This is a genomic window from Gilvimarinus xylanilyticus (assembly GCF_024195295.1).
Classification (GTDB): Bacteria; Pseudomonadota; Gammaproteobacteria; order Pseudomonadales; family Cellvibrionaceae; genus Gilvimarinus; species Gilvimarinus xylanilyticus.
In genome coordinates this window covers 103,227-120,806 of record NZ_JAMFTH010000004.1, presented here as the reverse complement: position 1 = coordinate 120,806, position 17,580 = coordinate 103,227, and the positions used below count along the sequence as shown (strand labels likewise).

The 17,580-nt window shown below is 57.5% G+C and carries 20 protein-coding genes; all 20 read left to right on the top strand.

Translation table 11 applies throughout. The features are described 5' to 3' along the window. Positions 1–70 precede the first annotated feature (70 nt). The 20 genes from M6D89_RS12585 to M6D89_RS12490 are packed head-to-tail and all read left to right on the top strand — an operon-like array spanning position 71 to position 17,576. Positions 71–802 carry a beta-ketoacyl synthase chain length factor gene (locus M6D89_RS12585; protein WP_253968434.1) on the top strand — a complete coding sequence of 244 codons (732 nt, stop codon included), beginning with the start codon at positions 71–73 and terminating at the stop codon, positions 800–802. Beyond that, complete coding sequence (locus M6D89_RS12580) at positions 786–1,574, top strand: lysophospholipid acyltransferase family protein (RefSeq protein ID WP_253968433.1); 789 nt, start codon at positions 786–788, stop codon at positions 1,572–1,574. The genes M6D89_RS12585 and M6D89_RS12580 overlap by 17 nt, the downstream gene beginning before the upstream one ends. Beyond that, complete coding sequence (locus M6D89_RS12575; RefSeq protein ID WP_253968432.1) at positions 1,567–1,830, top strand: phosphopantetheine-binding protein; 264 nt, start codon at positions 1,567–1,569, stop codon at positions 1,828–1,830. Before M6D89_RS12580 ends, M6D89_RS12575 begins: the two co-directional genes overlap by 8 nt. 32 nt (positions 1,831–1,862) lie before the next feature. Then, a complete protein-coding gene (locus M6D89_RS12570; protein WP_253968431.1) occupies positions 1,863–2,114 on the top strand; it encodes an acyl carrier protein in 252 nt (83 codons plus the stop codon). Continuing rightward, positions 2,111–2,671, top strand: a complete 561-nt coding sequence (locus tag M6D89_RS12565; protein ID WP_253968430.1) for a COG4648 family protein — start codon at positions 2,111–2,113, stop codon at positions 2,669–2,671. Before M6D89_RS12570 ends, M6D89_RS12565 begins: the two co-directional genes overlap by 4 nt. Then, positions 2,661–4,046: an AMP-binding protein gene (locus M6D89_RS12560; protein WP_253968429.1), complete on the top strand. Its 1,386-nt coding sequence runs from the start codon at positions 2,661–2,663 to the stop codon at positions 4,044–4,046. The genes M6D89_RS12565 and M6D89_RS12560 overlap by 11 nt, the downstream gene beginning before the upstream one ends. Continuing rightward, positions 4,043–4,405, top strand: coding sequence for an ApeI family dehydratase (locus M6D89_RS12555; RefSeq protein ID WP_253968428.1), 363 nt, complete (start codon positions 4,043–4,045; stop codon positions 4,403–4,405). Before M6D89_RS12560 ends, M6D89_RS12555 begins: the two co-directional genes overlap by 4 nt. Continuing rightward, the gene (locus M6D89_RS12550; RefSeq protein ID WP_253968427.1) at positions 4,398–5,141 is read left to right on the top strand and encodes a glycosyltransferase family 2 protein; all 744 of its coding nucleotides are present in this window, start codon (positions 4,398–4,400) and stop codon (positions 5,139–5,141) included. Before M6D89_RS12555 ends, M6D89_RS12550 begins: the two co-directional genes overlap by 8 nt. Then, positions 5,134–6,060, top strand: coding sequence for an LpxL/LpxP family acyltransferase (locus M6D89_RS12545; RefSeq protein ID WP_253968426.1), 927 nt, complete (start codon positions 5,134–5,136; stop codon positions 6,058–6,060). The genes M6D89_RS12550 and M6D89_RS12545 overlap by 8 nt, the downstream gene beginning before the upstream one ends. Positions 6,061–6,066: 6 nt before the next feature. Beyond that, on the top strand, positions 6,067–7,623 hold the full coding sequence (locus tag M6D89_RS12540; RefSeq protein ID WP_253968425.1) for an HAL/PAL/TAL family ammonia-lyase: 1,557 nt from the start codon (positions 6,067–6,069) through the stop codon (positions 7,621–7,623). Next, positions 7,616–8,053 carry an acyl-CoA thioesterase gene (locus M6D89_RS12535; RefSeq protein ID WP_253968424.1) on the top strand — a complete coding sequence of 146 codons (438 nt, stop codon included), beginning with the start codon at positions 7,616–7,618 and terminating at the stop codon, positions 8,051–8,053. Before M6D89_RS12540 ends, M6D89_RS12535 begins: the two co-directional genes overlap by 8 nt. Next, positions 8,050–8,664 carry an outer membrane lipoprotein carrier protein LolA gene (locus M6D89_RS12530; protein WP_253968423.1) on the top strand — a complete coding sequence of 205 codons (615 nt, stop codon included), beginning with the start codon at positions 8,050–8,052 and terminating at the stop codon, positions 8,662–8,664. The genes M6D89_RS12535 and M6D89_RS12530 overlap by 4 nt, the downstream gene beginning before the upstream one ends. Continuing rightward, on the top strand, positions 8,664–10,985 hold the full coding sequence (locus M6D89_RS12525) for an MMPL family transporter (protein ID WP_253968422.1): 2,322 nt from the start codon (positions 8,664–8,666) through the stop codon (positions 10,983–10,985). Before M6D89_RS12530 ends, M6D89_RS12525 begins: the two co-directional genes overlap by 1 nt. 3 nt (positions 10,986–10,988) lie before the next feature. Beyond that, entirely contained in the window at positions 10,989–12,236 is a 1,248-nt protein-coding gene (locus M6D89_RS12520) for an NAD(P)/FAD-dependent oxidoreductase (RefSeq protein ID WP_253968421.1), read from the top strand. Further along, the gene (locus M6D89_RS12515; RefSeq protein ID WP_253968420.1) at positions 12,236–12,715 is read left to right on the top strand and encodes a hypothetical protein; all 480 of its coding nucleotides are present in this window, start codon (positions 12,236–12,238) and stop codon (positions 12,713–12,715) included. The genes M6D89_RS12520 and M6D89_RS12515 overlap by 1 nt, the downstream gene beginning before the upstream one ends. Further along, complete coding sequence (locus M6D89_RS12510) at positions 12,712–13,899, top strand: beta-ketoacyl-ACP synthase (protein WP_253968419.1); 1,188 nt, start codon at positions 12,712–12,714, stop codon at positions 13,897–13,899. The genes M6D89_RS12515 and M6D89_RS12510 overlap by 4 nt, the downstream gene beginning before the upstream one ends. Beyond that, a complete protein-coding gene (locus M6D89_RS12505; RefSeq protein ID WP_253968418.1) occupies positions 13,889–14,362 on the top strand; it encodes a hotdog family protein in 474 nt (157 codons plus the stop codon). The genes M6D89_RS12510 and M6D89_RS12505 overlap by 11 nt, the downstream gene beginning before the upstream one ends. 45 nt (positions 14,363–14,407) lie before the next feature. Continuing rightward, positions 14,408–15,133 (top strand): 3-ketoacyl-ACP reductase FabG2, encoded by a 726-nt coding sequence (locus M6D89_RS12500; RefSeq protein WP_253968417.1) that lies wholly within the window; start codon positions 14,408–14,410, stop codon positions 15,131–15,133. Continuing rightward, positions 15,133–16,356, top strand: coding sequence for a beta-ketoacyl-ACP synthase (locus M6D89_RS12495; RefSeq protein WP_253968416.1), 1,224 nt, complete (start codon positions 15,133–15,135; stop codon positions 16,354–16,356). Before M6D89_RS12500 ends, M6D89_RS12495 begins: the two co-directional genes overlap by 1 nt. Next, complete coding sequence (locus M6D89_RS12490; protein WP_253968415.1) at positions 16,353–17,576, top strand: beta-ketoacyl-ACP synthase; 1,224 nt, start codon at positions 16,353–16,355, stop codon at positions 17,574–17,576. Before M6D89_RS12495 ends, M6D89_RS12490 begins: the two co-directional genes overlap by 4 nt. The last annotated feature ends 4 nt before the right edge of the window (positions 17,577–17,580 follow it).

Sequence of the window (17,580 nt, the reverse complement as noted above, 5' to 3'; positions counted from 1 at the left end):
GGCGCCACAGGTCGTGTAAAATGGCCCACCAAAAGAGAAGCATACGGAATTAGCGAGTTGGATGCAGTTTATGCAAGTGTGGGTAACTCATTGTAGCGCCTGGGCCCCGGGGCTGGAGAGCGCCGAGCAGTGGGCGGATTTTCGCCCCGATTGCCTTCCCGAGACGGACGCCAAGCCCGCTGCGGCTGGGGTGCCAGCGATGACTCGCCGGCGCCTCACGCGCTGGGGACGCCAGGCGCTGGAGGTGGCCGAACCCGCCTGCGAGAGCCTGGCGGCCGATGCGCCGGTGATTTTCTCCTCGCGCCACGGCGATACTGAGCGGACGTTTAAACTGTTACAGGCGCTGGCGACCGACGCCCCCCTGTCACCCAATGGTTTTAGCTTATCGGTCCACAACTCGGCGCTGGGCATATTCAGTATCATCAAGAAAATCCAGGCGCCCTCGGTGGCGCTGGCGGCGGGACGCGATACCCTGGCCGCCGCCTGGCGAGAGGCCGAGACTTGGCTGCAACAGGGGGCCCGGCAAGTGTTACTGGTCCACAGCGAGGAGCCGTTAGCAGAGTTTTATCGCGATTATGCCGATGAACGGGAAATGCCCGCAGCCCTGGCGCTGGTGTTAAGCGCCCAGCCCGAGCCTGCGGCGCCGTCGGTATGTCTGACCATGGAAGATGCCGGGGAAAGTGCGGGGCACAATTCGCTGCTCATCGAGTTTTTGGCCTGGTGGCACGGTTCACAGCAAATGTTAACCGCCGATACGGGAAACCATCGGTGGTGTTGGAGGCGCGGTGCTGCACAGGATTAGTTACTGGGGCGACCGGCTCTGGCGAACCTCGGCAACGGGGTTTTGTTTTGCCTGCTTCTCGTTTTTGGCGCTGGCGCAAAGCGTATTGGTGTTTCCGGTGATTTACGCCCTGCCGGGCGAGCGCGGCGCTAAAGCCGCCCGGGTGCGGGCGCTGCAGCAATTTAGCTTTGCCCGCTTCGTGGCACTGATGGAATGGCTGGGGTTGATTCGGGTGCATTTGCACAACCGCCAGCTGCTGGAGCGCGCCGGGGGGCACTTGGTGATTGCCAATCACCCGACGCTGATTGATGTGGTGATTTTATTTTCCCTTCTGCCGCGCGCCAATTGTGTGGTAAAAGGCGCGCTGTGGCGCAATTTGTATATTCGCGGGGTGATGCTGGCTGGGGGCTTTATCAGCAATGCCAGCGGAGATGAATTGCTAACGGGCTGCCGCCAGGCGCTGGATGACGGCCAGGCGGTGTTGATATTTCCCGAGGGCTCGCGCAGCGTGCCCGGCCAGGCGTTACAGTTCAAGCGTGGCGCCGCCAATGTTGCGGTGCGCACGGACGCACCCTTGCTGACGGTGTTTATTACCTGTCGGCCTCTGACTTTGGTGAAAGGCGAGCCCTGGTATCGGATACCGCCCCGGAAAGCCCACATCGATGTCTTTTTTTACGAGTGTCTCGAGCCGCGCGCGCTGCTTGAACAGTACGATGATAAACCCCGAGCGGCGCGCTTATTGACGCGCTACTTAGAGAACTATTATGCAGAAGGTTTAAAGCGTTATGGCTGATATCGATACCGATATAAAACAAATGATTATTACCGAGTTAGAGCTGGAAGATATTGCTATAGAAGATATCGACACCGAGGCGCCCCTGTTTGGCGATGGCCTGGGCCTGGATTCGATTGATGCTCTGGAGTTGGGACTGGCGTTGCAAAAAAACTTTAATGTCAAAATCGATGCTAACTCCGAGCAAAACAAAGAACATTTTTACAGTGTCGCGAGCCTGCGCAATTTTGTTTTGGCACAAAGTGCCTCGCAGTAACGCGCATCGCCGTAAACCGAACCGCAGATAAGATGATGACCAAAGAAGAAATTTACACCGAGTTAAAAAATGTCTTGGTGCAATCGTTTATGATTGACGCCGATGACATTTCGCCCGAGGCAGACCTGTACGCCGATCTGGATTTTGACAGCATTGATGCCATTGACCTGGCGGCCAAAATTCACAATGTTACCGGTCAGCAAATGAAGCCCGAGCAGTTTAAGGGCGTGCGCACGATTGGCGACGCCGTTAACGTGATTGATGAGCTGCTGAGGGCCAAGTGACCCGCAGCCTGGGGATAGTCGCGGTGGCGATACTTATTTTGTATCCGCCGCTGGTTTACCTGGGCACCAAGTGGCTAGAGCCGCGCTATATAGGCCTGGCTTTGGCTGGGATTTACGGGGCAAGGCTGGGCGTGAAAGCCGCGAATACAGGCCAGCGCCTTGTCATTGTCGCCGGGTTTATGGCCCTGGCCGGCGCGCTTTGGTGGATTAACGACGAGCGATTGCTAAAGCTTTGGCCCGCGCTGATTAATGCCGTTGTCGCGGTCTACTTTACCTACACCTTGTATTACCCTCCGACTCTGCCTGCGCGAATGGCCCGGCTGGAATTTCCTCAGGGGCTGCCGCCCATCGTTGAGGTTTACACGGCCTGGGTTACGCGTCTGTGGGTGGTGTTTTTGCTGTGCAACGGAGCTGTCGCCGCGTATACGGCGCTGTTCAGCAGTCGCGAAGTGTGGGCGTTATACAATGGCGGTATCGCCTACGGGTTAATGGGGGCACTGTTTGCCGGTGAGTTTGCCTACCGCCAATTATATTTTAAGAAAAAACATGGACTTTAAATTCAGTAACAATTTACGTCGCCTCGCATTTGGGGGGGATGAAAGGGTGATCGCCTACCGGGACGGTGAACCACTCAATCGCACCCGTCTGCGCGCTGATGTGCTTGCCCTGTATCACAGTCTACGGCGATCTTCCGAAGAGCGCGTGGGCGTTTGGTTGGCGTCGGGCTACGACTTTTTAACGGTATTACTGGCCCTGGCGCTGGCGGGCAAAAAAATTGTTATGCCGCAGAATCTGCAGCCCCAGTCCGCCGCCGAGCTGCAGCCACACATCGATGCGCTGATCAGCGATAGCCCGCTGGATAATCTCACCTGCCCCCAGTGGCAAATCCGTGCCCTGGCGTTAGCGGGGAAAGAAAGTACAGAAAATCCCCCCGAGGTGTGTTTTTCGCGGAATGTACAACTGGTGCTTTTTACTTCGGGCAGTACGGGCGAGCCCGCCCCGATTATAAAAAATCTTAACGATCTGGAAGCCGAGTTGGCCGCGCTTCATGGGGTGTGGGGTGCCGAGCTGGATCAGCGCCCCGTCGTGTCCACGGTGTCCCATCAGCATATTTACGGCCTCTTGCATGTCATTTTGTGGCCGTTGGCGCGCGGGGCTGCGTTTGTCGATTCAGTCTGTCATTTTCCCGAACCTCTCGCCGCGCTGGCGCAGGCCCATCCCGGGGCGGTATTGGTGTCCAGCCCCACCCATTTAGCCCGCCTGCCTTGCAGCGAGCCGTTTGTGCAAGCGAGCGATAATATTTCGGTTACTTTTTCCTCCGGCGGACTGTTAACAGCCGACGCTGCGCAGGCCATGGAAAGCCGATGCCCTGCGCCCCTCTATGAAATTCTGGGCAGTACCGAAACCGGTGGTGTGGCCTGGCGGCGGCAAAGTCAGTCGAATGTTTGGCAGAGCTTGCCGGGGGTTGAGGTCAGCACCACAGACGCTGGGTTATTACAGGTCTCAAGTGCCCATCTAAGCAACTTGCCATGGTTTACCATGGGCGACAAAGCCGAAATGCAGGCCGATGGCCGCTTTGAGTTGCGCGGGCGCGCGGATTTAATTGCCAAGGTCGAGGGCAAGCGCTTGTCGTTAACCGAGTTGGAGCAGCGGCTGGTCGAACATGTGTGGGTCAAGGAGGCCCGCGCGGCGGTAAAGCGCGGGCGCCGGGACGAGGTGGTTATAGTGGCGAGTATCACCCACGACGCCTTCGAGGTTATTAAGCACTCGGGAAAGCGTATCCTGAACCAGGGCTTGCGTGAGCACCTCGCGCGCTATTACGAGGGGCCGCTGTTGCCGCGGCGCTGGCGGTTTGTCGAACAGTTGCCGCGCAACAGCCAGGGCAAACTGCCCCAGGGGGATATTGTGAAGCTGTTTGAGGTGACCGCGTGATTGCTTTGCCCGACTCTCTTCGCCTGGTGGAAGCGCGCGAACACTTAGTGCGCTGGCGCTTCGACTTAACCCCCGAAAACCCGTGTTTTCAGGGCCATTTTGACGGCCTGCCCGTGTTGGCCGGTGTGGTTCAAGTAGCCTGGGTGCACGAGCTGGCGGTGGATTATTTTGATATTAAAACGCCTTTTAAAAGTTTGCGCTCTAATAAATTCCAACAGCTGGTTCGCCCGCCTGTCACCATGGAGTTAACGCTCGATTACCAACCGGCAAAGGGCCTGGTCAAGTTTACCTACCACAATGCCCGCGGAGTCACCGCCAAAGGCGCTTTGCTATTTGCTGGAGAGGGCCAAGGTGTTTAAAGCCTGTGCGGTCATTCCGGTTTATAACCACGCCCATCTAGTGACACCCGTGGTCCATGCGCTAATGGCTCAGGGTCTTTGCTGCGTGTTAGTCAACGATGGCGGCGATCAGTGCGCGCGCGAAAATCTGCGGCGATTACAGCGTGACACAGGTTGTGAATTGGTCGAACAATACCCCAATGGCGGTAAAGGGCGAGCAGTGCTGGCGGGTATGCAGCATGCTCTGGGGTTGGGGTTTACCCACGCGCTGCAAATAGACGCCGATGGTCAACACGACAGTGCGGATGTGCCGCAGCTGTTAGCGCTTGCCCGGCAAAACCCCGCAGCGTTGATCACCGGCGTGCCCCAGTACGATGAGTCGGTGCCTAAACATCGCTTTTACAGTCGCTACTTAACCCACGTGTGGGTGTGGATTGAAACCCTGTCACTGCAGATTAAAGATTCCATGTGTGGCTTTCGGGTTTACCCATTAAAGCCTACGTTGGATCTGGCCCACGATGTTCGCTTGGGCGGACGGATGGATTTTGATACCGAGGTGATGGTGCGGCTGTTCTGGCGCGGGCATACCGTGCTTAGCCTGCCTACCAAAGTTGTTTACCCGGAACATGGGGTGTCTAACTTTCGCTTGTGGGGCGATAATGTGGCGATTAGCTGGATGCATACCCGGCTGGTATTGGGTATGTTGTGGCGTGCCCCGGTATTAATTTGGCGCCGTCTGAGGTCTCGCGGTGAGTAACTGGCACCAAGAGCGCGAGCGGGGCAGTGCCCTGGGTATGCGCCTGTTGTTTTGGGTGTATCGTCACGGCGGGCGCTATTTGGTTCAGCCGGTAGTCTACCTGGTGGTGTTGTATTTTTTTCTCACCCGCGCCGCAACCCGACGTTACAGTCGCGATTACCTACAGCGCGCAGGGGCTACAAGTAATACCTGGCAGGTGTGGCGGCATCATCTAAGCTTTGCTGCCGCTTTGCTCGATCGCTTAGGGGCTTGGATGGGGCGCATTCAGCGCTCCGATGTCGCGTTTACCGGGCATAAACAATTATTGCAGCTGCAAGAGCAAAACAAAGGCGCGGTATTACTGGGCGCTCATTTCGGCAACTTGGAAATGTGCCGAGCGGTGGTAGAAAATGAAGGGATACTCAAACTCAATGTTATTTTGCACACGGCCAATACCGAAAAATTCAATCGTCTGCTCGACAGTGCCAGCGATCAAGTACAAATGCGGCTGATTCAGGTGGGCGATATTACCCCGGCAACGGCGATGTTATTGCAGCAAAAACTGAACGACGGTGAGTTTTTGATTTTATTGGCCGATCGTTTGCCGCCGGAGAATCAGAAACGCTTTTTTAGTGAAAACTTTCTGGGCGGCAAGGCACAATTTCCGGTGGGCCCTTTTTGGTTGGCTTTAATGTTAGAGGCGCCGGTTTATTTTCTCGCCGGGTATCGCAGCCGCGCGGGCTATCGCGCCGAAATGACGCCTCTTTACGACGGCCAAAAAGTGCCGAGGCGCGAGCGCGAGCAAACCTGCCGTCGCTTGCTGGGCAACTATATCACCCAGTTGGAGCGCCTTTGCCGCGCCGAACCCCTACAGTGGTTTAATTTTTACGACTACTGGGGCATTGATAAGCCCCAGCGAAAAAATCGTCAGGAGCGTTAACCGATTATGACAAGCAAAACTGCGCCCACCGATATTGCATTTGGTGCCGCGCCTATCACCATTGAAGACGTGGTCGCGATTGCGCGCGGCGCCGGTGCCCGACTGACCGATGATGCCGACGCCCTGGCGCGGATCAACGCCAGTGCCCGCTTTGTCAGTGACCTGTGGCGCGAAGAGGGGGTTATTTACGGCGTCACCACCGGTTACGGCGATTCCTGTACGGTGAGTATTCCCCCGCATTTGGTCGAGGAGTTACCTCTGCACTTAACCCGTTTTCACGGCTGTGGTTTGGGGCGCGAATTCGACCGTGAACACGGCCGCGCGATTTTGGCCGCGCGCCTGGCATCCCTGTCGCGGGGTTATTCCGGGGTTCGGGTCGAGCTGCTGGAGCGATTGGCTGATTATATTCAGCGCGACATAGTACCGGTGATACCCGAAGAGGGTTCGGTAGGGGCCAGTGGCGATTTGACCCCCCTGTCCTATGTGGCGGCAAGCTTGGTCGGCGAGCGCGATGTTTATTATAACCGCGAGCGCAAAACGGTGGCCGAGGTCCTAGCGGCGGAAAAATTGGCGCCTTTAAAGCTGGCCCCCAAAGAGGGATTGGCGATTATGAATGGCACGGCGGTGATGACCGCTGTGGCTTGCTTGGCGTTTGACCGGGCCCAATACCTGGCTAAGTTGGCAACCCGTATTACCGCGATGGTGAGCGTCGCGTTAAAGGGCAACAGCAATCACTTTGATGGCAAGCTGTTTTCGGTTAAGCCGCACCCGGGGCAGGGGCAGATCGCCCGTTGGATTCACAACGACCTGGACGCCGGTGAAGTCGCGCGCAACTCCGACCGCCTGCAAGACCGTTACTCGGTGCGTTGTGCGCCGCACATTATCGGCGTGTTGCAAGATTCTTTACCCTGGTTGCGCCAGTTTATCGAAACCGAATTAAACAGCGCCAATGACAATCCCATTATCGATGGTGAAGGCGAACATGTGCTGCACGGCGGACACTTTTACGGTGGTCATATCGCTTTTGCTATGGATGCGCTAAAAACCGCGGTGGCGAATATCGCCGACTTGATTGATCGGCAAATGGCGCTGCTAATGGATGTGAAGTTTAACAATGGTCTGCCTGCGAACTTATCCGGTGCCACCGCGGACCGGGCGATGATCAACCACGGTTTTAAGGCGGTGCAAATTGGCGCCTCGGCCTGGACTGCCGAAGCACTTAAACACACCATGCCCGCCAGTGTGTTTTCCCGCTCCACCGAGTGCCATAATCAAGACAAGGTGAGTATGGGTACCATTGCTGCGCGCGACTGCGAGCGAGTGCTGGAGTTGACCGAGCAAGTGGCCGCGGCCGGGCTTCTGGCCGCTACCCAGGCGCTGACATTACGCCGGCGCGACGCTGATTTTAACGCTGACGCCATTACTTTGCCCCTGCAGGATATGTGTGACCAGGTTCAGCAGTACTTTGCCACGGTAGAAGAAGACCGTCCGCTGGAATCGGCCCTGCGCGACAGTGTGTCGCGTATCCGGGCCCAACACTGGGAGTTGTATCCCAATGACTGATGCGCCTATTGTGGTTTCGCAAGAGGTAAAGGTGCCTTTTTTCGATGTCGACAGTATGGACATCGTCTGGCATGGAAACTATGTCAAATACTTTGAGCAGGCACGCTGCGAGCTGCTGGATGCGATCGATTACAACTACCTCACTATGCGCGATTCTGGCTATGGGTTTCCGGTGGTGGATATACGCTTAAAGTACATTAAACCCGCCCGCTTTAATCGCACCATTCGCATCGAAGCGAAACTGGAGGAGTGGGATGTGCGGTTAAAAATCAGCTACACGATTATTGATGTTGAGACGGGTGAACGCCTGACCAAAGGCTATAGCACTCAGGTAGCGGTAGATTTACAGAACGGCGAAATGTGTTTCGCCACGCCGCCTATTTTGGGTGAGAAAGTAGCCGCTTATCAAACCCAACGGAGGAATGCATGATACGTTTTGGGGTGTTTCTGGGCGGTTTATTTTTCTCTCTGGGCTGCGCAGCCCAGGGAGTGTTGGATTATCCGGTAAACAGTGACGCCCAACGCGATAGGTTGGAATCTATCGCGCAAGCGGTACGGGATTCGCTTCCTCTCGGGGGAGATGTCCGCCAGGAAAAGCATCTCTCGGTACTGGCAGAGCCGATTATTGGCAAGGGATCTTTTGCTCTGTCCGCTGAGGGCACGATTGATTGGCAACTGCACGAACCCTTCGCGGTTCGCTATAAAGTTAATGGCGAAAAGATTGTCCGTTTGGTAGATGGCGAGCAAGAAGTGATCACACCCTCGGCCGAGCCTTCGGTGTACGGTTTTTTTCGTATGTTTGAACAGCTTTTTGCGCTAAAGCCCGAACAACTTTATAGCGTGTTTACGCTCTATTTGGCGCCCGCCGCAAATAATGAATGGCATATGGCGCTGGTCCCACAAAAGGCGCCTTTGGCTGATGTGGTGGATCGTTTGTTGGTGACCGGCAGCGGCGGGCTGATTACTCAGGTGACCATTGCCGAATCCGATGACGACTACACCTTGCTCGAGTTCAGTTACCCGGATCGCGAGACTCGCTAATGCTGACCCCGTGGGTGTGGTGTTGCCGACTGCTGGCGACCTTTATGTTGCTGGCCGGATTGTGGATGCTGCCTCGCTTGGAGATCAACACCGACTTGCTGGCGCTGTTTCCCCAGCAAAACCATTCTGCAGCAGAACAACAGGCCGAGCGCCAATTATCGCAAAGCTTTGCGAACCAGGCTCTGTTGTTAGTGGGCGCCGATGATAATCGAGCAGTCGTAGAGCGGTTGCCACAGGTTATTACCCGCCTGCAAGATTGCCCGTGTATTAAGACCCCGCAATTGGGCCTGGGGGCGGAGGGAGATCATTTTAGCGACCTGTATTCCGATAACGCACCCATTTTTTTAACCGATGCCTGGCGACAAAAACTGCAAAACCAGTCGCTGGAATCGTTGCGCCGTAGCACCCTGCGGGATGTGTTGACTCGCCCCGGGGGCATTAATCGCGATGCGCTAGCCAATGACCCATTGCAAACCCTGGCCGCTTTTAAGAGGCGGGCATTAGCCGCTCCCGAAGCGCTGCAAATTGACGGCGCCGGTTTTCCGTACATCAACTTAGAGCAACAAAAGTTTTACGTGCTGCGCATTGAGTTGGCGGCCTCGCCTTATTCGGTGGCCACCCAAACTCAGTTTGCCCAGGTGTTAGCAAAGGCCTTTGCGCCTTTGCGCGATTTGTCCGGTTATCAACGCCTGGATACCGGGGCGATTTTTTATACCCTTTCGGGCACAGCACAGGCGCGCGCCGAAGTCTCCACCGTGGGGCTGGGTTCGGCGGTGGGAATTGTGGTGTTGCTGCTGTTGGTGTTCCGCCAACTCAGCGTATTGCCGCTGGCATTTGCGCCCATAGCCGCAGGTGTAGTGGCTGGCCTGGCGATGACCCAATGGGTGTTTGGCCAGGTGCATATCATGGCGTTGGTGTTTGGGGCGGCGTTGGTGGGGGTGGCTATTGACTACAGCCTGCATTTTTTTAGTAAACGTTTTGCCGCCGGAAAACGCTGGCGATCGGATGAGGGGCTGCGTCAGCTGATCGCGCCACTAACCCTGGGGGTGCTGTCTAGCGGCGCGGGTTATTTAAGCTTTACCGCCTCGGGGTTTCCCGGATTTGTGCAAATTGCGGTGCTTTCAGGGAGCGGGTTAGTCGTTGCCTACGCCGTGGTAATTGGTTTTTACCCCAAGCTTTTGTCCCGGCCTGCGGGTTTTAGTTTAGGGCCGGTGCTGAGCAAGTGGATTGCGCAGATTAGCCGGCTGCAGCTTGGGTTGCTGTCCAAGCTGACTGCCCCGGCACTGACCATTGTGGTTGTTTTACTGCTGGGGGTGGGGGCGTCGGTGTGGCAAGTAAACGATGATATTCGGCAGATGCAGCGCGCCGATCCTCAACTTCAGGCGATGGATCAGCGGGTTCGCGGCGCGCTTGCCGTACAGCCGGCACTGCCTTATTTGCTGGTGCAGGCGTCCAGTGCGGAAACATTATTGCAGCGCCTTGAGGCCCTTCAGCCCCAGCTGGATGCCGGGGTGCAGGCGGGGTACATGCACAGCTATCGTTCGCTGGCCAAGCTGCTACCGTCTGGGGAGCGCCAGCGACGCAATGCCGAGATTTGGCAGGATAGGGTGATCGACAGCGGCCTTTTGGCATCCATGTATGAAACCCTGGGGGTCAAATCCGCCGCCCAATCAGGTTTTATTGCATCGTTATCATCGCCGGTGTTTATCGATGTCGATGCCGAACTGTCCCGCTATGCCCAGCTGCCCTCAGCCCCCGGCTACTTTGTCAATCGGGGTAAACACTATGGCGTGATATCCCTCTACGGGTTGCAAGATGGGGCCGCGCTGTCCGCTTTTGCTGCAACCGTGCCTGGTGTGCGCTGGGTGGACCCGGTGACGCGTACCAATCAGTTGCTGCGCGAGTATCGCGAGCGCGCCAGTGTTTTATTGCTGGGCGCCTATGCGGTAATTTTGGTTTTATTGTGGTCGCGCTACGGAGTGCGGGGCGCGGTCCGGGTCGTGCTACCGGCGGCGCTGGCGAGCGGCATTGCCCTGACGGCGGTGTTGTTCTTGGGGCAGGCGATTAGCGTGTTTCATATTATGGCGCTGCTGTTGGTGCTGGGCATTGGTATGGATTACGCCTTGTTCTGGCGCGAGAGCGCCGCCCGATCGCAGGCTACCTTTCTGGCGGTCGGTTTATCCACGGCCACCACCGTGCTATCTTTTGGCCTTTTATCCTTAAGCGCTACGGCGGCCATACACAATTTTGGTTTGGTGGTGTTGGTGGGAATTGTATTGGCTTTTGCGTTGGCGCCCTGGGCGCAGAAAATAAGGGAGTAACCCATGGCCGAGTTGCCCGAACAGGTTGATGTTGTGGTTATAGGCGCGGGGCCGTCCGGCGCGATTGCCGCGGCGCTACTCAATCGCGCGGGAATAAAAGTGTTAGTGCTCGAGCGCGAACAATTTCCCCGCTTCTCCATCGGCGAAAGTTTGCTGCCCCAGTGTATGCAATACATTGAAGAGGCCGGCTTTTTACCGGCGGTGCGCGACGCCGGTTTCCAATTTAAAAACGGCGCGGCCTTCGCCAAGGGCGAGTGTGGAACCTACTATAACTTTGAAGAAAAGTTTACCCCCGGCCACGGCACGACCTTTCAGGTGGAGCGCGCGCGCTTTGACAAATTACTGGCCGACCAGGCCCAGGCCCAGGGTGTGCAAATTGCCTTTGAGCACAGTGTCACCGCCTATCGCGAAATGGACGAGGGCGCCGTTCTCGACTACCAGAGCGCCGCCGGGAAAACCGGGCAGGTTGTCTGCCGTTATGTGCTGGATGCCAGCGGTTTTGGCCGGGTCTTGCCGCGCCTGCTGGATTTGGAAATTCCCTCGGATTTGCCCCCGCGTAACGCCGCCTTTACCCATGTCAATGATCATATTACCGACCCGGAATTCGACCGCAATAAGGTGTTAATCGTGGTGCATCCCGAACATCGCGATATCTGGTACTGGGTGATTCCGTTAGCCGGCGGGAAATGCTCCACGGGGGTGGCGGCCAGCCCCGAACAGTTGGCCGCGCGCGGCGCTTCATCGCCGCTGGAATTGGTGCAAACCATGCACGCCGAGGTGCCGCAGTTACAAAAATTATTGCAGCGGGCCGAGTGGTGTTATCCGGCCAATCAGTTATCCGGCTACTCGCGCAATGTGAAGCATTTGGCCACCGACCGCTATGCGCTCTTGGGGAATGCTGGCGAGTTTTTGGACCCTATTTTTTCTTCGGGTATTACCATCGCCATGCGCTCGTCCAGCATGGCGGCAAAGCTGGTTGCGCGTCAGCTTGCGGGGGAAACCATAGACTGGCGGCGCGAGTACGAAGCGCCACTGCGCGAGGGCGTAGATACCTTTCGCGTGTTTGTGGATGCCTGGTACAGCGGTTTGTTTCAGGATGTGATTTTCTTTCCCAACCAGGCCCCCAGTGTGCGAGAGATGATTTCCTCGATTCTCGCCGGCTACGCCTGGGATAAGGACAATCCTTTTGTCGCCCAGTCGCAAAGGCGGTTAAATGCTCTGGGACAGTTTTGTGCGTCGGAGAGCGACTGATGTGGCGCTGGTTGGCGGTCGTAGGATTGGTTTTGTGTGGCTGCGCGCGCGCGCCCTCGATGCCCGACGCTAACGCCTGCGCCAAGGTAGAAAATAGCACGGCGCTGCTCACAATTTTCGAGCAAGGGACGGTGCAGCAGCGTTTGCTGATGCGCAGTGAGGCAGGTCAGGTATATGTCGCTTTGGATACCGTGGGGGCGCCGCTGTTTCGCGCCCAGCCGGGGGAGGGTCAGTGGCAGCTTGAGGTGAGTAAGCTATACCGCGGCCCCGACGCCGAGTCGCTACTGTCCGCTTTTAGCTGGTGGCAGAGGCGCGAACATTTAACCCCCCAGTGTGTGAGCGCGGCGGGCTTAACGCTGAATAAAGCCGATGGCGAAGTACGCCTGCTGCGCGGTCCCCGGCGCTGGTGGCAGTGGCGCACGCGCAATCCCAATCAATTTTTTTATGGTGACTACCGGGTCGACGTTAAACCTTTATGACTGTGTATTTAACCGACCTGGGGCTGGTGAACGCCCTGGGTGATAGTAAACAAACGATTGCCCCGGCGCTGTTTAGCGGCGCCAAAGGGCTCGCCAAGTGCGACTGGATACCCGGAGCGACGACCTATACCGCACCGGTACTCTCGGCTCTGCCCAGTTTGCCACCGGCGCTTGCGCGCTACCAAAGTCGCAACGCCCAGCTCGCCCAGGCGGCGCTTTTGCAACTGCACGATACCTTGAATGTGGTGCGTCAGCGCTATCAGCCTGGGCGCATTGCGGTGGTGGCTGGAACCAGTACCTCGGGGATTGCCGAGGGCGAAAGAGCGGTAGCGGCACAGGTTGAGCAGGGGGCAGTGCCTGCAGATTATCAATACGCCGCGCAGGAAATTGGCAATTTAGGGCCTCTGGTGGCGCAACTGACGGGCGCCCGAGGGGTGGCCTATACCCTGTCTACGGCCTGTTCATCCAGCGCCCATGCGCTGGCATCGGCCCAGCGCTTGCTGGACAGCGATATGGCCGATGCAGTGATCGCGGGGGGCGCCGATAGTTTGTGCCGCCTGACGGTAAACGGTTTTGCGGCGCTGGATTCGGTTAGCGATGCCCCTTGCGTGCCTTTTAGCCGCAACCGGTGCGGTATTAATATTGGCGAGGCGGCAGCATTTTTTGTGGTAACCCGCGAACCACTGGTGCACGACATTGAGTTGATGGGAGCGGGGGCATCCTCTGACGCGCACCATATATCGGCCCCGGACCCGGCGGGCACCGGGGCCGAGCTTGCGATTAAGCGGGCCTTGCAGCAGGCCCAATTGAATCCATCGAGCGTTAATTACGTTAATCTGCACGGCACCGGCACTCCGCTTAACGACGCCATGGAGGCCGGGGTGATTGACCGTTTGTTTCCCCATCGCCCGCTGTGCAGTAGCAGCAAGGGCCAATTGGGCCATACATTGGGCGCCGCTGGTGCCAACGAGGCGGCGCTGATGTGGCTGGCGTTGAACGAGGGCGATGGTAAACTGCCGCCCCATTGCTACGATGGGGAGTATGACCCCGAGATTGCGGCGCTTAACTTGGTTGAGGTTGGGCAGCGCCTGGACACCTCGGGGGCGCGGGTTTACTTGAGTAATTCGTTTGCCTTTGGCGGTAATAACGCCGCGATTATTGTGGGAAGACGCGATGGATATTGAGCGCTATATTCCGCACCGGCTGCCCATGCGATTGATTGATCGGCTGGTGCTAAGCGAGCCAGATAAAGTGGTCACCGAAGCCACCATTAGCACGGATAATGCGTTTTACGCCGCCGTGCAACAGGGCGTACCCGCCTGGACCGGGATTGAGTTTATGGCGCAAACCGCCGCTGTGTGGTTGGGCTTGGCAGACGAGCGCGCCGGGCGCTCCATCGAGCCCGCGTTTTTAATCAGCGCGCGGCAGTATCATGCGCACCAACCGGTGTTTGCTCTGGGACAAGTGTTGCGGGTTGAGGTTAAGGTCGGGTTGTTTGAAGCGCAAATCGTGTCTTTTAGCGGTCGGATAGTCGACGCCGGTGATCCGCAATGGGTGTTGGCCGATGCCGAGTTTTCGGCCTTTCGCCCGGATGACCCGGACGCGTATCTGGCCGCGAGCGAGCCGCCGGGTCTAGAGTCGTCATAGCCGGGATGGATGAGAGAGAAAAATAGAGTGAACACAGGAGAGAAGATGCAGCGCCGGGTATTGGTTACAGGTTCAAGCCGGGGTATCGGCAAAGCGATTGCGTTGCAGCTGGCCGAAGCGGGCTTTGCCATCAGTGTGCACTGCCGGGGCAGTGTGGAAAAGGCTGATGAAGTGTGCGCGCGCATTCGCGATTTGGGCGTCGAGGCTGAACGCTTATGTTTTGATGTGGCCGACCGGTCTGCCGCGCGCGAGGCTCTGGAGCAGAGTGTCGCCGAGAAAGGCGCGTTTTACGGGGTGGTGTGCAATGCCGGCATCACCCGCGACAACGCCTTTCCCGCCATGAGTGAGGACGACTGGGACAGTGTGATTCATACCAATTTAGATGGCTTTTACAATATTGTTCAGCCACTGGTAATGCCTATGGTGCAGGCGCGCAAGGGCGGGCGGATTGTTACCTTATCGTCGGTGGCGGGGCTCGCGGGCAATCGTGGTCAGGTTAATTACAGCGCTACCAAGGCGGGGCTTATTGGTGCCACGAAAGCGCTGGCGCTGGAGCTGGGTAAACGCAAAATCACCGTTAACTGCGTCGCGCCGGGCATTATTGAAACCGATATGATCGACGAGGTGTTCGCCGACGAGGCGAAAAGAATGATCCCCTTGCGCCGCTTTGGCCAGGCCCAGGAAGTGGCGAGCTTGGTGGGTTATTTAATGAGTGACCAGGCGAGCTATATCACCCGTCAGGTGATTTCCGTTAACGGTGGGATGTTGTAATGCGCAGAGTGGTGATCACGGGCGCCGGTTCGGTCAGTGCCCTGGGCAACGAGTGGGCGGATATGGAATCCAGCTTGCGCGCGGGTCAAAACAAAGTGCGCGCGCTTAGCGAGTGGGACGCCATTGAGGGGCTAAACACCCGTCTGGGTGCGCCGGTGGATTTTGTTGCGCCTAAATACCCGCGCAAAAAACTGCGCAGCATGGGGCGGGTGTCGGTTATGGCGGTTTACGCCACTGAGCAGGCCTTGAATATGGCGGGGCTGACCGACGACCCGGTGCTGTCCAATGGCGCTACCGGAGTCTCTTATGGCTCGTGCATAGGAACGCCCGGCGATGTTCCGGCGCTGAGCAAAATTATTACTCAGAACACCACCGACGAACTCACCGCCTCGACCTATTTGCGCACCATGACCCACACCGCCACGGTGAATATCGGCATGTTTTTCGGCATGACCGGGCGCATTATTCCCACCGCGTCGGCGTGTACATCTGGCAGTCAGGGCATTGGCTACGCCTACGAGGCCATCAAATACGGGATGCAGGATGTAATGGTCGCCGGCGGCGCCGAAGAGTTTCATGTGACCCCGGTGGCGGTATTCGATACGTTGTTTGCCACCAGCACCCGCAATGATCAGCCCGAGTTAACCCCGCGCCCTTTCGATAAAGATCGCGACGGCTTGGTGATTGGCGAGGGCGCTTGCTCGTTAATTTTGGAAGACTATGAACACGCCCGCGCCCGCGGGGCCACCATTTTGGGCGAGGTTGTCGGCTATGGCACCAACTCGGACGGCGCCCATGTGACTGAGCCCAAGGCCGAGACCATGGGGCGCGCCATGGAGCTTGCCTTAAACGATGCGGGATTGGATGCGGGGGCCATTGGTTATGTCAACGCTCACGGCACCGCCACCGCCAAGGGCGATATTGCCGAATCTCAGGCCACCTGTGCGGTGCTGGGCGAGGGCACGCCCATCAGCTCGCTAAAAAGTTATATCGGCCACACCCTGGGCGCCTGCGGTTCGCTGGAGGCCTGGATTAGCCTGCAGATGATGCGCAGCGGCTGGTTTGCCCCCACCATTAATTTGCAGACCCCCGACCCCGAATGCGCCCCCCTGGATTATCTGACAGGCAGTGGCCGCGAGATTGAGTGCGAGTTTGTTATGAGCAATAATTTTGCCTTTGGCGGCGTGAATACCTCGTTGATTTTAAAACGGCTGGATTCGTGAGGCGGGTAGTCATTACGGGCCTGGGGGCGGTGACGGCTCTGGGTCAACGCTGGGGTGACTTTGAAAACGCCCTGGCCCAGGGCCGCAGTGGTATTCGCCAGATGCCCGAATGGGATGTTTACCAGGGGCTTCGCACTCGTCTGGCGGGGCCCGTGGATTCATTTACCCTACCGGCTCATTACCCGCGCAAAAAGCTTCGCACCATGGGACGGGTGTCGCAGCTGGCGGCGGTGGCGAGCGAGACGGCGTTAATGGAAGCCGGCTTGCTCGATAGTGAACTTTGCCAAAGCGGTCGTATGGGTATTGCCTACGGCTCATCTACCGGCAGCACCGACGCTATTTGCGAGTTCGCCGCGCAGTTAAGCGGGCGGGATTTACGCCAGGTTACCGCCACCAATTATCTGAAAATGATGAGCCACACCACGGCTATTAACCTGAGTGTGTGCTTTGGCATTCAGGGTCGTGTTTATCCTACCGCCTCGGCCTGTACCTCGGGCAGCCAGGCGATTGGTTACGCCTACGAGGCCATAGCCAGTGGCAAACAAGATGTCATATTAGCCGGTGGCGCCGAAGAGCTATGCCCGTCCGAGGCGGCGGTGTTTGATACTTTTCGCGCCACCAGTATTAAAAACGCCACGCCCACCCAGACCCCAAGTCCCTTCGATGTCGACCGCGATGGCCTAGTGATTGGCGAAGGCGCCGGTAGCTTGGTGCTGGAAGCGTATGAACACGCTCGCGCCCGGGGCGCCGAAATGCTGGCCGAAGTGGTGGGCTTTGCCACCAACTCCGATGGCGGCCATGTGACTCAGCCCGACACCGACAGCATGCGCAAGTCCATGCGCTGGGCACTGGAGGATGCCGGTATCGCCGCGCGGGATATCGACTATATCAATATGCATGGCACCGCCACCGAGTGGGGCGATATTGCCGAGAGTAAGGCCTGCTATCAGGTTTATGGTTCGGATGTGCCGGTGAGCAGTCTAAAAGGCCACCTGGGGCATAGCCTGGGGGCCAGTGGTGCGATAGAGGCCTGGGCTTGCGTGCATTTAATGCGTCGGGGTTTACTGGCGCCCACGCTAAATTTGCAGCAACCCGATTCGCGCTGCGCCCCCTTGAACTATGTGCGCGGGGCGCTACAGTCACGGCCGCTTAAGCAGGTGGTCAGTAATAACTTCGCCTTCGGCGGCATAAACACCTCGCTTGTATTTCGCGCTTTGTAATTTT

What these genes read in the sequence shown, in the direction of transcription:
- M6D89_RS12515 (WP_253968420.1), top strand. Translation starts at nt 12,236, where the DNA reads ATGTGGCGCTGGTTGGCGGTCGTAGGATTGGTTTTGTGTGGCTGCGCG.
- M6D89_RS12500 (WP_253968417.1), top strand. Translation starts at nt 14,408, where the DNA reads ATGCAGCGCCGGGTATTGGTTACAGGTTCAAGCCGGGGTATCGGCAAA.
- M6D89_RS12520 (WP_253968421.1), top strand. Translation starts at nt 10,989, where the DNA reads ATGGCCGAGTTGCCCGAACAGGTTGATGTTGTGGTTATAGGCGCGGGG.
- M6D89_RS12540 (WP_253968425.1), top strand. Translation starts at nt 6,067, where the DNA reads ATGACAAGCAAAACTGCGCCCACCGATATTGCATTTGGTGCCGCGCCT.
- M6D89_RS12510 (WP_253968419.1), top strand. Translation starts at nt 12,712, where the DNA reads ATGACTGTGTATTTAACCGACCTGGGGCTGGTGAACGCCCTGGGTGAT.
- M6D89_RS12560 (WP_253968429.1), top strand. Translation starts at nt 2,661, where the DNA reads ATGGACTTTAAATTCAGTAACAATTTACGTCGCCTCGCATTTGGGGGG.
- M6D89_RS12575 (WP_253968432.1), top strand. Translation starts at nt 1,567, where the DNA reads ATGGCTGATATCGATACCGATATAAAACAAATGATTATTACCGAGTTA.
- M6D89_RS12535 (WP_253968424.1), top strand. Translation starts at nt 7,616, where the DNA reads ATGACTGATGCGCCTATTGTGGTTTCGCAAGAGGTAAAGGTGCCTTTT.
- M6D89_RS12530 (WP_253968423.1), top strand. Translation starts at nt 8,050, where the DNA reads ATGATACGTTTTGGGGTGTTTCTGGGCGGTTTATTTTTCTCTCTGGGC.
- M6D89_RS12570 (WP_253968431.1), top strand. Translation starts at nt 1,863, where the DNA reads ATGATGACCAAAGAAGAAATTTACACCGAGTTAAAAAATGTCTTGGTG.
- M6D89_RS12525 (WP_253968422.1), top strand. Translation starts at nt 8,664, where the DNA reads ATGCTGACCCCGTGGGTGTGGTGTTGCCGACTGCTGGCGACCTTTATG.
- M6D89_RS12495 (WP_253968416.1), top strand. Translation starts at nt 15,133, where the DNA reads ATGCGCAGAGTGGTGATCACGGGCGCCGGTTCGGTCAGTGCCCTGGGC.
- M6D89_RS12505 (WP_253968418.1), top strand. Translation starts at nt 13,889, where the DNA reads ATGGATATTGAGCGCTATATTCCGCACCGGCTGCCCATGCGATTGATT.
- M6D89_RS12585 (WP_253968434.1), top strand. Translation starts at nt 71, where the DNA reads ATGCAAGTGTGGGTAACTCATTGTAGCGCCTGGGCCCCGGGGCTGGAG.